Source organism: Roseburia sp. OM04-10BH, assembly GCF_003462605.1.
Classification (GTDB): Bacteria; Bacillota; Clostridia; order Lachnospirales; family Lachnospiraceae; genus Roseburia_C; species Roseburia_C amylophila.
Genome location: NZ_QTZI01000005.1, coordinates 73360 through 87822, shown reverse-complemented (window position 1 = coordinate 87822; position 14463 = coordinate 73360). Strand labels below are relative to the sequence as shown.

At 42.1% G+C, this 14463-nt stretch carries 11 protein-coding genes; 9 read left to right on the top strand and 2 right to left on the bottom strand.

Annotated elements, in window-relative coordinates; genetic code table 11:
- Positions 1 to 217: 217 nt before the first annotated feature.
- The 6 genes from DXB43_RS06850 to DXB43_RS06825 are packed head-to-tail and all read left to right on the top strand — an operon-like array spanning position 218 to position 9366.
- A complete protein-coding gene (locus DXB43_RS06850) occupies positions 218 to 1672 on the top strand; it encodes a DUF6034 family protein (RefSeq protein WP_117947151.1) in 1455 nt (484 codons plus the stop codon).
- A gap of 9 nt (positions 1673 to 1681) precedes the next feature.
- Complete coding sequence (locus tag DXB43_RS06845; protein WP_117947150.1) at positions 1682 to 2668, top strand: efflux RND transporter periplasmic adaptor subunit; 987 nt, start codon at positions 1682 to 1684, stop codon at positions 2666 to 2668.
- Positions 2665 to 4935 carry a biotin/lipoyl-binding protein gene (locus DXB43_RS06840; protein ID WP_117947149.1) on the top strand — a complete coding sequence of 757 codons (2271 nt, stop codon included), beginning with the start codon at positions 2665 to 2667 and terminating at the stop codon, positions 4933 to 4935. Before DXB43_RS06845 ends, DXB43_RS06840 begins: the two co-directional genes overlap by 4 nt.
- Before the next feature lie 11 nt (positions 4936 to 4946).
- Positions 4947 to 7778, top strand: coding sequence for an ABC transporter permease (locus tag DXB43_RS06835; RefSeq protein ID WP_117947148.1), 2832 nt, complete (start codon positions 4947 to 4949; stop codon positions 7776 to 7778).
- Complete coding sequence (locus DXB43_RS06830; RefSeq protein WP_117947147.1) at positions 7778 to 8497, top strand: ABC transporter ATP-binding protein; 720 nt, start codon at positions 7778 to 7780, stop codon at positions 8495 to 8497. The genes DXB43_RS06835 and DXB43_RS06830 overlap by 1 nt, the downstream gene beginning before the upstream one ends.
- Positions 8494 to 9366 (top strand): ABC transporter ATP-binding protein, encoded by an 873-nt coding sequence (locus DXB43_RS06825; protein WP_117947146.1) that lies wholly within the window; start codon positions 8494 to 8496, stop codon positions 9364 to 9366. The genes DXB43_RS06830 and DXB43_RS06825 overlap by 4 nt, the downstream gene beginning before the upstream one ends.
- On the opposite strand, the gene DXB43_RS06820 is transcribed toward DXB43_RS06825, so the two are convergent.
- Entirely contained in the window at positions 9363 to 9941 is a 579-nt protein-coding gene (locus DXB43_RS06820; protein WP_117947241.1) for an alpha/beta hydrolase, read from the bottom strand. The genes DXB43_RS06825 and DXB43_RS06820 overlap by 4 nt on opposite strands.
- Before the next feature lie 194 nt (positions 9942 to 10135).
- Positions 10136 to 10846: a GntR family transcriptional regulator gene (locus DXB43_RS06815; RefSeq protein ID WP_117947145.1), complete on the bottom strand. Its 711-nt coding sequence runs from the start codon at positions 10844 to 10846 to the stop codon at positions 10136 to 10138.
- 164 nt (positions 10847 to 11010) lie between these two features.
- Here DXB43_RS06815 and DXB43_RS06810 point away from each other — a divergent pair, with 164 nt between their 5' ends.
- From DXB43_RS06810 to DXB43_RS06800, 3 genes are all read left to right on the top strand, one after another.
- Positions 11011 to 12021, top strand: a complete 1011-nt coding sequence (locus tag DXB43_RS06810; protein WP_117697739.1) for an SIS domain-containing protein — start codon at positions 11011 to 11013, stop codon at positions 12019 to 12021.
- The gene (locus tag DXB43_RS06805) at positions 12021 to 12650 is read left to right on the top strand and encodes an HAD family hydrolase (protein WP_117947144.1); all 630 of its coding nucleotides are present in this window, start codon (positions 12021 to 12023) and stop codon (positions 12648 to 12650) included. The genes DXB43_RS06810 and DXB43_RS06805 overlap by 1 nt, the downstream gene beginning before the upstream one ends.
- Before the next feature lie 296 nt (positions 12651 to 12946).
- A complete protein-coding gene (locus DXB43_RS06800) occupies positions 12947 to 14260 on the top strand; it encodes an anaerobic C4-dicarboxylate transporter family protein (protein ID WP_117697735.1) in 1314 nt (437 codons plus the stop codon).
- Positions 14261 to 14463 lie beyond the last annotated feature (203 nt).

Below are 14463 nucleotides of genomic sequence, written 5' to 3'. Positions count from 1 at the left end.
AATTGCCGGTTTTATTTACGCGAGCAACGAGCCAAAGTCCGTGCTTGTACGAGACCTTGGCGACTGCCGCGATAACTTGAGAAACTCGCGGAGCGTGTTTCTCATAGTTGTAATGATAAGATACAAAAAGTTTACATCTTCATGTTAAAGTAACACCAGAAACGAGGAAAATGGAAAGGTAAACAGAAAATAAAAGATGGAAAACGGAGGGGACAGCATGAAACATCCAATCTTACGAAAAATGATTCCGGCAGGTGTGGTGATGGTACTTCTTGCCGGATGTGGTGAGAAAAAAGTAGATTATGAGATGGAAACAGAACAGGAAACCAAAGGGGTGGTTGGTACACTGGATGAATTCCGGGAAGCGGATAACTGGGATGACAGCTTTACGGTAACAACCTCTGACGGAGATGTGAAGGTAAGAATCAATGCATCTATTGATGTGCCGGAAGCAGATGCCATGTCTGTGGTAGCGGCAGAAGAATTAAAGATAGATGTCGATTATAAGAAAAAGTTCCTGAAAGCATATTTTAAAGATTCTGAAATTTATTACCATGATTTTGAGCATCTGACAAAAGAAGAATTACAGACTGCCGTTGACAGCATGGATGGAACGATTGTTGCTGTCCAGTCTCAAATCGATGATTTGGAGAATAATGTACATCATCAGGATGTAGAAAGACATAAGGAAATGCTGAATGACTGGAAGGAAGAAACCGAAGAACAGAAAAAACAATACGAAAAAGCATTAGAGACTGCAAAAGATACCTATACTGCAGCAGAGGATTATGACAGCTGCAATGAATATGCAGGGTATTGTGGAGACCTTTTATGCAATGTGCGATTTGAAGTAAAAGAAACAAACAAAAATGCAATTGCCTACATTGTGGCATCACCATTGGTGAAAAACAAGACTGACATTTATGTGGATCAGTATTATGGCCCACAGTCTCTAAAGGATTATGATGCTGTATATGGGAATGATACAGTAACTGCATATATCGACAATTCGGAAAAGGAAAATGGATGCAGTATTTCCCAAGAAGATGCAAAGCAGTTAGTGGAGCAGTTCTTAAAAGAAACAGGACGTGATAATCAGGTGCTTTACGGGCAGCAGGATTATTCCTGGGATGGCGCAAATGAGATAGAAGTGGATGGAGAACAGTATACCGATTATGCGGAGGTCATCGACTGGGGCTACCTCTTTGGTTATGGAACCGGTGTCAATGGACTGGCATTTAGTGATTCTTTGGATTATAACGACTTTGATATTTCCTGGGTTACGCCGGAAAACAGTGATGTAAATTTTGAATTAGAGGATGAGATACGATTTGCGGTTACGGATAATGGAATTACAGAAGTATTTATGCAGTATCCGGTAAGCGTTACAAAGATTTCAAAAGAAGTGGAACTGCTGCCGTTATCAACGATTCAAAATATAATCAAAGATGAGATTATAAAAAATGGAGACGATTACAAACTGGATGAGTGCAAGAATTTTAATAAGTTAAAGCTTGGTTATGCGCGTATCAAAGATGACCAGAAGGAAGGCTGTTACAGTTATGTGCCGGCGTGGTGTCTTTATATGGCATCCGGAAATGATATGAACCGGCATCCGGTATTTGTCAATGCCATGGATGGTACACTGATTCATCCTTTGGATGAAAGGTAAGGTGTGCCTATGGCAGATAGAAAGAAAAGAACGGGAAAATGGAAACTGTTTTTGTACCTGTCAGCAGGCAGTTTTCTGACGGGATGCGGAAAAGCAGAGCCAGAGCTTGTGTCAACTGCCCGGACACCATATGAGAAGCTGGCTTATGATACCACGGAAGTGAAAAAAGGAAATCTGACGCCGGAAATTACCTTGAAATTAAAAGCAGAGGGTTTGGAAAAGATTACTTATGATGCAACAAATACGGAATTAAAATTAGACAAAGTATATGTGGCAGTAGGCGATAAAGTGGAAAAGGGAGAGTTGCTGGTATCCTTCCGTTCAGACAGTCTGGAAGCAAAAATGACACAGTATCAGGATGAGATTGCGGATAAACAGCTTCTGGTGGAACATTATGTAAACCTCATGAGCTGTGATGCATCCTTGGATTATAATGAAGATATTGCAAATTTAAAGCGGGATATTGAAGTAGCAGAGCTTTATGTGGAAGAGGCAGAAGAAAAGCTGTCCCGCTATCAGATTACAGCAAAAGAATCCGGAACCATTACAGCCATGGACACTTATCTGCAAAAAGGAGGCTTTGTGCCGGGAAATAATCTGATTGCTGAAGTGTGTGGAACCGGTAACTATGAAGCAGACCTGCCGGAAGGCTATGAATTTAACATGGGAGATACTTATACAGCTACACTGGATGCACTGTCCTATGAATTAAAGGTTGCCGGTGTGGAAGAAAATAAAATCATATTTTCACCGGTATCGGATATGACATCACTTTCAGAGGCAGACGTGCTGAGTCTTGTGATTACGAAGCCCACGCTGGAAAATGTCATTTATGTGAAAGCCTCTGCCGTAAAGGAAGGTGAAGAGGGACACTTTGTCTATCTTCTGGATGATAGTGGATATCGTGAGGCGGTGCCGGTAACGGTTGGAGAAAAAGTAGGGAATCATTGGGTTGTTACATCCGGACTTTCCGGTGGAGAGAAGGTGACTCTGTGAGAAAGAAAAAAAGTTACGCAGGAAACGCACAAAGCGTGATTCCAGTAGTCCTGACAGGCCTGTTTTTTGTAATGTTAATTGGTGGCTGTGGCAGTAAGAAAACAGAAACAATACCAGACCTGGAAGAGCCGGCGGCAAGTAATGCTTCTTATCAGCAGGTGACCTATGGAAATATCGGAACCACCAACGTGCTGCTGGGAACGGCAGTGCCAAAGGAGTACGGACAGGCATATGAAGCCAATGTCACGGTGACAAAGATTCTGGTAGAACCGGGCGATACCGTAGAAAAAGGTGATGTGCTGGCATACGCAGATGTAGACGAGGCAAGTGCGTCCCGGAAAGCAAAGCAGCAGGAGCTGTCGCATGAAAATACCGTATACGAATTAAACCAGAAAATCAACCAATTGCAGCAGGATAAATTGGCAAACCAGCAGAAGCAGCAGGATACTGCAGAGAATAACATTCAGGATGCCGCAGAGAATAACATTCAGGAAGAGGATGATATGCAGGAATCTGCAACAGAGAATAACACGCAGGAGACAGAGGCAGAGGACATCACCTCCCAGATAGCCGTCCTGCAGGAAAACAGCCGCTACGATACGAAGCTTCATGAGTACCGGGTGCAGAAGCTGAATGAAGAGATTGCAGCATTGGACGCTCTGATAGCAGATGGAACGTTAAAGGCAAATCACAGTGGTGAAGTGGTTTATACCAAGAGCCTGACCGTAAACCGGAAAGCCGGCGCGGGAGAAAATGTTGCGATTGTGGCAGATACTGAAGACCTTGCAATAGAGCTTAAGGATGTAACGGTGCAGAATTATAAGTATAAAGATGTTTCCGAAAAATATATGCTGCAATCCGGCGAAAGAGTGCCGGTTACTGAGCGGGAATACAGCACCGATGAGCTGGTACTTGCAAAGATAAATAATAATTATCCCAATGTTTTGATAGAAAAGCCGGAGGGCGTGGAGCTGAAAGCCGGAGAGCTATATCCCATTTATTTTGAAGAGAAAAGAGCGGAGCATGTCCTTCTGGTGGGAAACGATTCCCTGTATCAGGAAGATGGGGAAACTTATGTTTATGTGAAAGCCGGGGATGATACCAGAGAAAAGCGTAAAGTAACAGCAGGGGCGGCAGATGACCATAATACCCAGATTACGGATGGATTAGCGGAAGGAGAAGCAGTCTATTATGAGACTACGGAGCGGATGCCTTCGGATTATACCGAGTATACGGTGGAGCGGTCAGATTTTCAGGTGGAAAATCACGGATTAAAATTAAGCAGGGCAGATAAGAATGCCAGGGTCTATCTTGCTGCAAAAGAAGGAGAGATTGTAAAAATAGCGGTAGAAAAGGATGCGGAAGTGAAAAAAGGTGACCTTCTTTATATCATCAATACCGGAGAAGGAAAGGCAGCCATTACAGAAGCCGCCAATGCCATTGAGACAGAGAATACTACTTATCAGAAACAGCAGACAGACTATGATGCACAGCTTATAGAATTGCAGAATGCCACAGATTCTGTCAGTGACTATGACCGGCAGATGATAACCCTTCAAAAAGAGGTTGCAGAAGCAGACCATAGCTATACGCTGCAACAACTGCAGGCAGCTTACGATACGTTAAGCCGCGGAAATGACGGAACCGGAAAATTATCCGTTTATGCAGATGAAGATGGACAGGTTTCGAAAATAACTGTCTGGGAAGGAGACACGGTGGAAGCCGGAGATGAAATTCTTAAGATGAAAGGAGAAGCATCAGACTTACTTCTGGTGCAGATGGTGAGCAGTAAGTCCGTAACGGTGTATACGGATGATATTGCAGAGGCGGGAGAACCGGTAAGTATTACATCCGGGGATACGACTTACACCGGAACCTGTGTGGGATTTGCAGCAGGCAGCAATAATCTGGATGAGGGCTGTCTTTATATCGATGAAAATGGTGCTCATTATACCTTTCAGACAACCTCCGGGTATGATGCACCGGCATTTTATGTACGGATGGACGATGAAATCACAGATGATATGGGAAAGGGCGGAAGCGTGGATTTTCCTTATATTTCCATGGAGGATGTGGTGGTACTTCCGGCAGGAATGATTTACGAAGAGAAGGATGCGATGAACCCGAAGAAGGTATCGTATTTTGTGTGGAAGGTAGAAGAGGGACATCTGGTGAAGCAGTATGTTTTACTGGATGATACGCTTACCGGAAATGGAAAAGTAGTCCTGACCGGAGTAGAGGCTGGCGATGTACTGGCAAGAGAGTAGGAGGAGTTGGAATGTTACATTTTGTCTTTTGCAAGATAAAGAATAAAAAAGGACTGAATTTGTGCCTGCTCATGGGAATTGCACTGTTTGTCGCATTGTTCGTCTGCCATCCGATGTTTGAACGTGGTGCTGGAAATCAGGTGCTAAGAACCGGATTTGAGACTTATGCCAAGGAACAGGAAACATTTCCGGCAGTGATGAACCGCAGTGGCAGCTATTCCACAAAGGATTATGATTCTGCGGAAAAAGTGTTAAAGAAACTGCAGGCATATGAGAAAAAATGGACAGAATATGTGGCGGTGGATACCGTGGCATCGGAGCAGTATTTAAGCCTTTCTGGTGGAAAAGCAGATACCAGTCTGGGCGGAACCAATGAATATTTCACCATTGGATATCTGTTGGAATTATCGAAGAACACAGATATTACATACGGAGAGGGTTTAGACAGTGAAAATCAGACGGAAACAAACGGCTGCTATCCCTGCCTTGTCAGTGAAGAGACGATGGATGCCTATGGACTGGTGACAGGAGAAGTGCTTCATCTGAAATTGCAGAGTGAAGCAGAAGCTTATGAAGTGGATTTTAAGGTAACAGGAATCATAAAGGAAAAGGATATCAATGACAGTTACTGGTATCACACGCTCAGTGATTTTGGAAATACGCTGTTTGTATCGGAAAATACTTTTGATACATTGATTGCTTCCTTCGGGCAGGATGAAATCAGTTACGAAGAAAATCTGATGTTGGACTACCGGCAGATAGATGCAAAGCATGCAGCAGAGTATGCCGATTATATGCAGCAGTTCCGGTTATCGGATACAAAGTATCAGGATAATATGGCAGATACTCTGGCGTCCTTTTTCACAAAGCAGCGAACCATACAGCAGATGCTGTGGGCGTTGGAAATCCCGTGTATTGTATTGTTGCTTTTGTTTATCTACATGGTATCGTCCCAGATACTTTCTTTGGAAGAAGGAGAAATTGCGGTACTCCGGAGCCGGGGCGCAACCAAATTGCAGGTGGGAATGATTTATCTTCTGCAGGCATCCTTTCTGGCATTGATAGGCGCAGTGCTTGGACTTTTGCTGGGATATGGAATGTGCAAAGGAGCAGCTTCCACCGACGGGTTTTTAAAATTTACCGGAAAAGATGTAAGCATGTATACCTTAAATGGGGGAATGATTCTCTACGCTCTGGTGGCGGCGGCTATTGTAATTCTGTTTCTGACCATACCGGCGCTGCGGCGGACAAAATACACCATTGTAAATGAAAGTATGGCAAAAAACGGTGTTGTGAAAAATCCATTTTGGAAAAAATGTTATCTGGATATTCTGCTATTACTTTTATCCGGGTATCTGCTTTATAACTACAACCGGCAGAAGGAGAGTCTTGCAATGGAAATGATTGCCGGAAAGGGAATGGACCCGGTAATCCTTTTGAATACATCGGTGTTTATACTGGCAGCAGGCTTATTGTTTATACGTCTTTTTTATTATCTCCTACTGGCGGTAGATAAAATCTTTAAGAAACGATTCCGCCCGGCAGAATATGCGGCATTTTTACAGTTGAAGCGGACTTGGTACAAAATGGGATTTCTGGCAGTATTTTTGATTATGACAGTAGCCAGTGGAATATTTGAAGCCAATATGGCGCGAACCATGAATCAGAATATGGAAGAGCGGATTGCATATGGCATCGGAGCGGATGCGGTGGTGGAAGAAAATTTCCGGCTGCAGATTTCCAAGCTGGAAGGACAGGACACCAACTGGAATTATATAGAGCCGGATTTTGGAAGATATGAAACCTTAATCGAAGAAAATGTCTGCGAAAATGCCACCAGAGTCCTGATCGATGAAAAGACAGATATTACAGCAGGAAACGGTACTGTTTCCGGTGGAAAACTGATGGCAGTCCATACAAAAGAATTCGGAGAGACCGCAGAGCTTAAGGATGGCGTAAACAAAGAGCACTGGTTTTATGCGCTGAATGCGCTGGCAGAAGAACCGGATGGTGTCATTATTTCTTTGAATCTGGCAGATAAATTAAAATTAAAAACAGGCGATGTCTTAAGTTATACAAGGTATCTTCCGGCGGAAATCGGCGAAGATAAAATGGGCAGCAGCAAGGCAAAGGTCTGTGCAATCATAGACTGCTTCCCTGGTTATGAAAGATATGCTTATGTAAAGGATGAAGAAGGCAATCTTACGGAACAGGAGCAGTATCTTCTGGTGGCAAATTATGCCACGGTAATCAGTGCCTTTGGTCAGACCCCTTACCAGGTGTGGATGAAGCTTTCGGAGGGCGTGAAAGAGGCAGCGCTTACGGACAGTCTTGCGGCAGCCGACATTCAGCCAAAACAGCTTACCTTATTGCAGGAACAGCTTGCCGGCAACCGGAATTCAGCCATGGTACAGGTGACGAATGGAATGTTTACATTAAGCTTTCTTTTATCGTTGGTGATATGTTCTGTAGGATTTCTGCTGTACTGGATCATGACACTGAAAAAACGGGAATTGCTGCTGGGAGTCTACCGTGCAATGGGAATGCGGATGGGAGAAGTCCGGAAGATGATTTTAACGGAACAGCTTTTTGCCTCGGCAGGACCGGTACTGGCAGGTGGAGGAATCGGAGCAGTGACAACGCTTTTGTTTGTACGTCTGCTTATGGTGGTCTATCTGCCGCAAAAGCATAATCTTACCATAGAAATATACATTTATCCTACAGACCTTTTGAAGCTTTTAGCGGTACTTCTGGCAGTGATGTTATTCTGTTATCTGATTATCCGGAAAATACTGCGGAGCATGAAAATTGCAAAGGCACTTCGGTTAGGGGAGGACAGCTGATGGAACAGACGATAGCAATACGCACAGAAAATATAAAAAGATATTTTTCGTCGGGAGATGGCAGCATCGTCCGGGCTTTGGACGGCGTTTCCATGGAGATACCAAGCGGCAGTCTTACTATTTTAAAGGGACGTTCCGGCTCCGGCAAGACAACCCTTCTTAATCTTTTAAGTGCTCTTGATGTACCGACGGAAGGAAAAGTGGAATTTTTCGGAAAAGATTTGGGACATTTAAAAGACAGGGAGCGGGAGGACTTGCGGCGTTACCGGATGGGATTTGTTTTTCAGTCTGTGGCATTGATTCCTGTGATGAATGCCTATGAAAATGTGGAATTTGCCCTGCGGTTATCCGGTGATAAAGAGAAACGGAAGAAGGATAAGGAAGAGCAGAAAAATAGGGGAGAACAGAAGAAGCGTGTAATAGAAATCTTAGAGCGGGTCGGACTGAAAGAACGGATTTATCATATGCCATATCAGTTGTCCGGCGGTGAACAGCAACGGGTGGCAATTGCCCGGGCAGTTGCCCACAGACCACAGGTGATTTTTGCAGACGAACCAACCGGTGCACTGGATACGGCATCGGGGCTTGCAGTCATGAAGCTTTTCCGTGAACTGGTAGAGCAGGAGCATATCACTGTAGTCATGACCACCCATGACCCGAATCTGATGGAACTTGGTGATTTCGTCTATGAATTAAAGGATGGGAGGCTGGTAAAATGATTCAGTGTGACAGCCTGGTAAAGATATATGAGATGGAACAGCATAAAGTCATGGCACTGGAAGGACTGGATCTTACGATAGAAGATGGGGAAATGATGGCAATTATCGGCAAATCCGGCAGTGGAAAGTCGACGCTGCTTAATATCATCGGAGGACTGGAATCACCCACAGCAGGAATCCTTATGGTGGATGGAAAGGACTTATCGTCCTATACGGAAAAAGAACTGGTTTTATACCGCCGTGACAAAGTGGGATTCGTCTGGCAGAAGAGTGCAAGAAATCTTTTCTCTTATCTTACGGCGCTGGAAAATATTGAAGCACCCATGCAGGTTCATCCGGGAACATCCGCCCGGGAGAAGCGGAAGCGTGCCAGAGATTTATTAAAGGCAGTCGGTATGGAAGCACATGCGGATAAGTTCCCTTCCCAGCTATCCGGTGGCGAGCAGCAGCGGATTGCCATTGCCGTTGCACTTTCCAATCAGCCGTCGATTCTTCTGGCAGATGAACCTACCGGCGCAGTAGATACAAAGACTGCAAATCAGATATTTGAGCTGTTCCACAAACTGAATGAAGAATTTAAAATTACAATAATCATAGTGACCCATGATATGGCATTGGCGGATAAAGTGGAGCGGACAGTGCAGATTTCCGATGGCAAAATCAGTACCGAAAAGATTCGGAAAGTATCTTTAGAAGAACTGCAGCGTCTTGCAAATGCAGCGGAATTTACCCATGAAGAATATTCCGTTTTAGATAAAGCCCACCGGCTGCAACTGACAGAAGAAATGTTAGAAGAAGCCGGTATCGATTCCAATAAAGTGCGGATTGAGGTTCAGGATGGCAAAATCCTGATTCAAAAAGGTATTTAAGGAGTAAGAAAACGCTTTGTTTCCTCCATAACATTGCGAAGTGTTTCGATATTGCGAAGTGTATCCTTCGTTTCTAAAGAGTGGTTGGCATCCGGATAGAGGAAAAGAGGAATCTTTTGCCCTCTGCTGATGCCAGTCACTTTTTCAATATCGCCCCAGGGATCGGAAGTGCCGAGAAAAGCAATGGCATTCTGCGGGTGGAAATCATAGGTTTCCCGTAAAGGGGTATAGAGAATCTGGCGGCAGGAAATATTTTCCTTCCTTGCATAGGCAGAGGCAATAACCGTTCCGATGCTCTTTGAGATAAATATAATTTCATCATAATCCTGCCAGTTTACGGAAGAAAGCTGTTTTACAGCCTGTTCATAAAGATAAGAAAAAGCCTGCTGCATTTTCTCCCTATTACCCCGGATATTTCCAGTGATATCGCTGCCGGCAAGGGAATAGCCCAGTGTAAGAGCGGTTTCATAACCTGCTTCGGCAACAAGCTTTCGGCTGTAATAGAGCAGTGGTTTGTCACAGTGATAACCGATGCCCGGAAAAAAGACCGCCAGTTTATTTTTCGATAAATGCATAAGAAATTGTCCTTTCTGTTCCGGCATTTTCAGGTGGCAGAAACCGGAGCTTTTTAACCTTAGAAAATATAGTAGCACAATGGGAAATAATGACTTCTCTAAGGATATAACAAATGCGATAAAGTTAATTGTAATAAGGGACTTTATCGCATTTGTTATTAGATGAGCCGCATTGGAAACAGCACAAATTGTAACTAAATAATAAACTGGAACTTATCACCGATACATAGCTGTTTGCAAAGATTCGTGATAGTGTTGTCAACATCGTGGATGATACTTGATATCCGGAGCAGAGGATACCCCTTACTGATGTTTAAAGTCTTAGCCTCTTGGGCATTAGCGAAAACAATATCAAGTGTTTTACGTGAATGATCCAGAATGATATTGTGTTTTCTTAGTATTTCATACAAAGATGAGTCGTTTAAATCTTCTCCAAATAAAAAAGAAAAGGATTCAGGAAATTTATTGAACTCTAAGATGACAGGGACATTATCCATATAACGGATTCTTTCCACTACGAGTATTTTATCCCCTTCGTGTAGTGACATTTCAGTTAAATCCCGTTCAGAAGGATCTTCCAATGCAATTTTTATGGTCTTAGCTCCAGGTGTTGCGTTTTTCATCCGGCACATATCAGAAAAACTTATGACTTCTGTAATATTACGCTGCAATTTTTTCTCAGCTACAAAAGTCCCTTTTCCTGATTTCCTTTCTAAATATCCGGATTCAGATAAAACGGCTAATGCTTTTCGGACAGTAACTCTGCTCACATGGTATGATTCACTTAATTCATTTTCTGTAGGCAGACGACTGCCGGCCGCCCGTTCTCCGGCGTCAATTTCTTTTCGTATTTTTTCCTCCAATTGTTTGTACAGTGGTGTGGCAATGGTGTTGTTCAGTTCCATATAAATACCTCTCTCCTAATATAACTTTCACAAATATTATAAAACAAAGTTGCAAAAATGTATATATTTTCCTATATTGTATGATATATATTGACAGAATGTATTATATTGTATTATAGTAAACACATAGAACAAATAAATACATTATAAAAAGGAGAGAAAAAATGGGATACGTAAGTAAAGACATTAAAAACATTGTGAAAGAAATTTTAGAAGAAAAAAAAGACATCGGTGGAATTAAAAATATTTATTTTGTGGGATGCGGAGGATCACTTGGCGCACTTTATCCGGCAAAAACATTTATGGAGAGAGAATCACAGGTTTTGAGATCAGCCTGGATAAACAGTAATGAGTTTGTGCATAGCACACCAAAGGACTTTGGAGAAAATTCTATTATATGTCTTGCCTGCCACAAGGGAAATACACCGGAAACGATTAAGGCTGCCAAATTAGGAAAAGAAAAAGGAGCGGCGGTTATTATTCTGACATGGCTGGAGGAATCAGAAATTATAGAATTTGGAGATTATATTATACATTATACATTTGATGCAAGTCCTGATCATCTTGCAGGGGATATTGATTATGCAGGAGAAAAGACGCAGTGTGCATTGCTTGTGGCAGTGGAATTAGTTGCACAGACGGAGGGATATGCTAATTATGATAAATTCTATGAAGCTTTAGGCATGATTAGCAATATCATCAGAAATGCACGTACACATGTGGCTGCCAGGGCAGAGGCATTTGCAGAAGAGTATCAGAATGATTCAGTGATTTATACAATGGGAAGTGGTGCAGCATATGGAGCTGCCTATATGGAGAGTATCTGTATATTTATGGAGATGCAGTGGCTTGATTCAAGCAGTATACATACCGGTGAATTTTTCCATGGTCCATTTGAAGTTACAGATGCAAACCGTCCGTTTATGATTCAGATATCAGAAGGCTCAACCCGCGAACTGGATGAGAGAGCACTTACATTCCTGAAAACATATGCAAAACGTATTGAGGTTCTTGATGCGAAAGAGCTTGGCTTATCCACAATTGATGCAACAGTAGTAGATTACTTTAACCATGCACTGTTTAATAATGTATATCCGATTTACAACCACGCACTGGCAGTAAAGCGTGAACATCCGTTAACAACCCGCCGCTATATGTGGAAGGTAGAATATTAATGAAAAAATTCTGTGAAAAAAAATATGTATTGTTTGACTTTGATGGAGTTATAACAGATACAGAAGAGAGTAATGGTAATTATCTGGGCCTGGCATTGAAAGAGTTTGGAGTGGAACTGACACAAAAAGACAGGGATAGACTAATTGGCTCACATGATTCCCATATTCTACTGGAACTGCTGGAACGCTCGCCGGAGAAAATAACAATGGAACAGCTTTTGCAAAAAAGAAAAGAAATAGGAAATACATATGAAAATGGCTGCATTAAGCCGATGGAGGGATTACTGGAGTTTATTGCCGGTTTGAAAAAACAGGGGAAAAAGCTGGCAGTGGTTTCTTCAACCTCTACACGGCTGATTGTAGTAGCATTGAACCGGATGAAAATGCTGGGTTTGTTCGATGTGCTGGTATGCGGAGACATGTGCCGGAATAGAAAACCGGATCCGGAATGCTATAGAAAAGCAATGCAATATTTAGAAGCAAAGCCGGAAGAATGTATTGCAATAGAAGACTCGTTTATTGGTATACAGGCAGCAAAGGCTGCAAATATAGAGGTAGTTGCGTATACAGGAGCTGGTGAGAATCAGGATGTAAGTCAGGCGGATTATGTTATTTCTTCATACGTTTAACTGCCTGAGTGAAAGAAAGAGAAAACAGAAGAATAAAAAGTATTTAATTGTATGCCCGCCAGTGCTCCTGGCGGGTTTTACTATGCACAATTAAATTGATATTGATGTACAAAAAGTGAAACAAAAAATTGTGCATAATGTCGAAAATGTATTTCTTTATTGACACAAATGTATGGAATCTATATAATACAAATAGATACAAAATAAAACAATACAAATAAAAACAAATTAATACATTTTGGTTTTAAAGTAGTGCACATGCTTTGGAATAAATAAAAAAGAGGAGGTAGATGTCCATGTTTTGGATTGAATTTATTGTTTTAATGCTGATTATTGTGTGGGGAACCAGAAAAGGTGGAAGTTTCCTGGCAATGGCTGGCGGCATCGGAATGTTGATTTTCGTATATATCTTTAGAGTGACTCCATCAGATCCACCGATTACTGTTATACTGATTATGTTGGCGGTAATTACCGCAGCCTGTACGATGCAGGCGACTGGCGGATTGGATTTTATGGTACAGCTTGCAGAAAAAATATTACGGAAAAATCCGAAAAACATTACTTTGGTAGCACCTTTTGTAGCGTATTTATTTACATTCTGTTGTGGAACCGGACATATTGTATATTCGTTACTTCCGGTTATTAATGAAATAGCATTGGAAAATGGAATTCGGCCTGAGCGCCCGATTTCTGTTAGTATTATTTCATCCCAGCAGGCAAATACCGGATCACCAATAACAGCTGCAACAGTAGCTATTGTGGGTTATATGACTATTTTTGAAAAAGTAAATCTGGCAACAATTATGCTGGTAGCAATTCCGGCAGCACTGATAGGAGTATTGGTTGCAGCATTGTCTGTATACAAGAAAGGTCTGGAATTAGAGGATGATCCTGAATATCAGCAGAGGGTTGCAGATGGACTGGTAAAGGATTTTAAAAAGAAAGTAGAAGGAGAAAAACAGGTAACCAAGAAAGCAAAGATTTCTGTTGCTATCTTCCTGGTTTCTATGGTAGTAATTGCAATATGCGGTATTTTCCCGGCACTCCGTCCAACATTTAGCGATGGTACACAGTTAGCAATGACATCTTTAATCCAGATTATTATGTATGTAGCTGCCGCAATTATTGTTATTGTAAGTAAAATTGATAGTAACGACATTTTAGAAGTACCGTTGTTAAAGACTGGATTCTTTGCTGTTATTCTTGCAGCGGGACTTTGCTGGCTGGTAAATACTTTTGTTGGTGCACAGACAAACTTCATTACAGAAAATTTGTCAGCTTTAACAAATGAACATCCATGGATTTATATTATTGCAGTATTTCTGGTAGGTGCACTGACAAGTTCACAAGCGTCTACGACAATGATTATGATTCCAATTGCAATTGCATTGAATCTGCCGGCTTATATTATTGTAGGTGGATGGATGGCATGCTCATCCAACTATTTTATCCCGGATTCCAGCCAGTGTATAGCAGGTCTTGCTTTTGACACGGCAGGTACTACGAAGATTGGAAAATTTATATTTAATCACAGCTATATGCGGCCGGGACTTGTATGTACAATTGTATCAGTATTAGTAGCAACAGGAATAGGATATTTTGTTTTCTGATAAAAACCGGTGGTGGCAAAATAAAGAAAACAGTAACAGCACACAGCCTGTGTTATTCTGACAGGCTGTGGGAACTGCCACCTCATGATGGATTGCCAGATATACATAAATATTAATAATGGCTATCTGAAAAAATGAAAGAGCGAATCTGGAAAAATAATTGCTTGTTGCAAAAAGAAGAGGTGAGGGAGTCTGGGTGAAAG

Bases quoted from the DNA above. Each gene is read 5' to 3' on its own strand.
- DXB43_RS06850 (WP_117947151.1), top strand. From the start codon at position 218: ATGAAACATCCAATCTTACGAAAAATGATTCCGGCAGGTGTGGTGATG.
- DXB43_RS06845 (WP_117947150.1), top strand. From the start codon at position 1,682: ATGGCAGATAGAAAGAAAAGAACGGGAAAATGGAAACTGTTTTTGTAC.
- DXB43_RS06835 (WP_117947148.1), top strand. From the start codon at position 4,947: ATGTTACATTTTGTCTTTTGCAAGATAAAGAATAAAAAAGGACTGAAT.
- DXB43_RS06830 (WP_117947147.1), top strand. From the start codon at position 7,778: ATGGAACAGACGATAGCAATACGCACAGAAAATATAAAAAGATATTTT.
- DXB43_RS06825 (WP_117947146.1), top strand. From the start codon at position 8,494: ATGATTCAGTGTGACAGCCTGGTAAAGATATATGAGATGGAACAGCAT.
- DXB43_RS06820 (WP_117947241.1), bottom strand. From the start codon at position 9,941: ATGCATTTATCGAAAAATAAACTGGCGGTCTTTTTTCCGGGCATCGGT.
- DXB43_RS06815 (WP_117947145.1), bottom strand. From the start codon at position 10,846: ATGGAACTGAACAACACCATTGCCACACCACTGTACAAACAATTGGAG.
- DXB43_RS06810 (WP_117697739.1), top strand. From the start codon at position 11,011: ATGGGATACGTAAGTAAAGACATTAAAAACATTGTGAAAGAAATTTTA.
- DXB43_RS06805 (WP_117947144.1), top strand. From the start codon at position 12,021: ATGAAAAAATTCTGTGAAAAAAAATATGTATTGTTTGACTTTGATGGA.
- DXB43_RS06800 (WP_117697735.1), top strand. From the start codon at position 12,947: ATGTTTTGGATTGAATTTATTGTTTTAATGCTGATTATTGTGTGGGGA.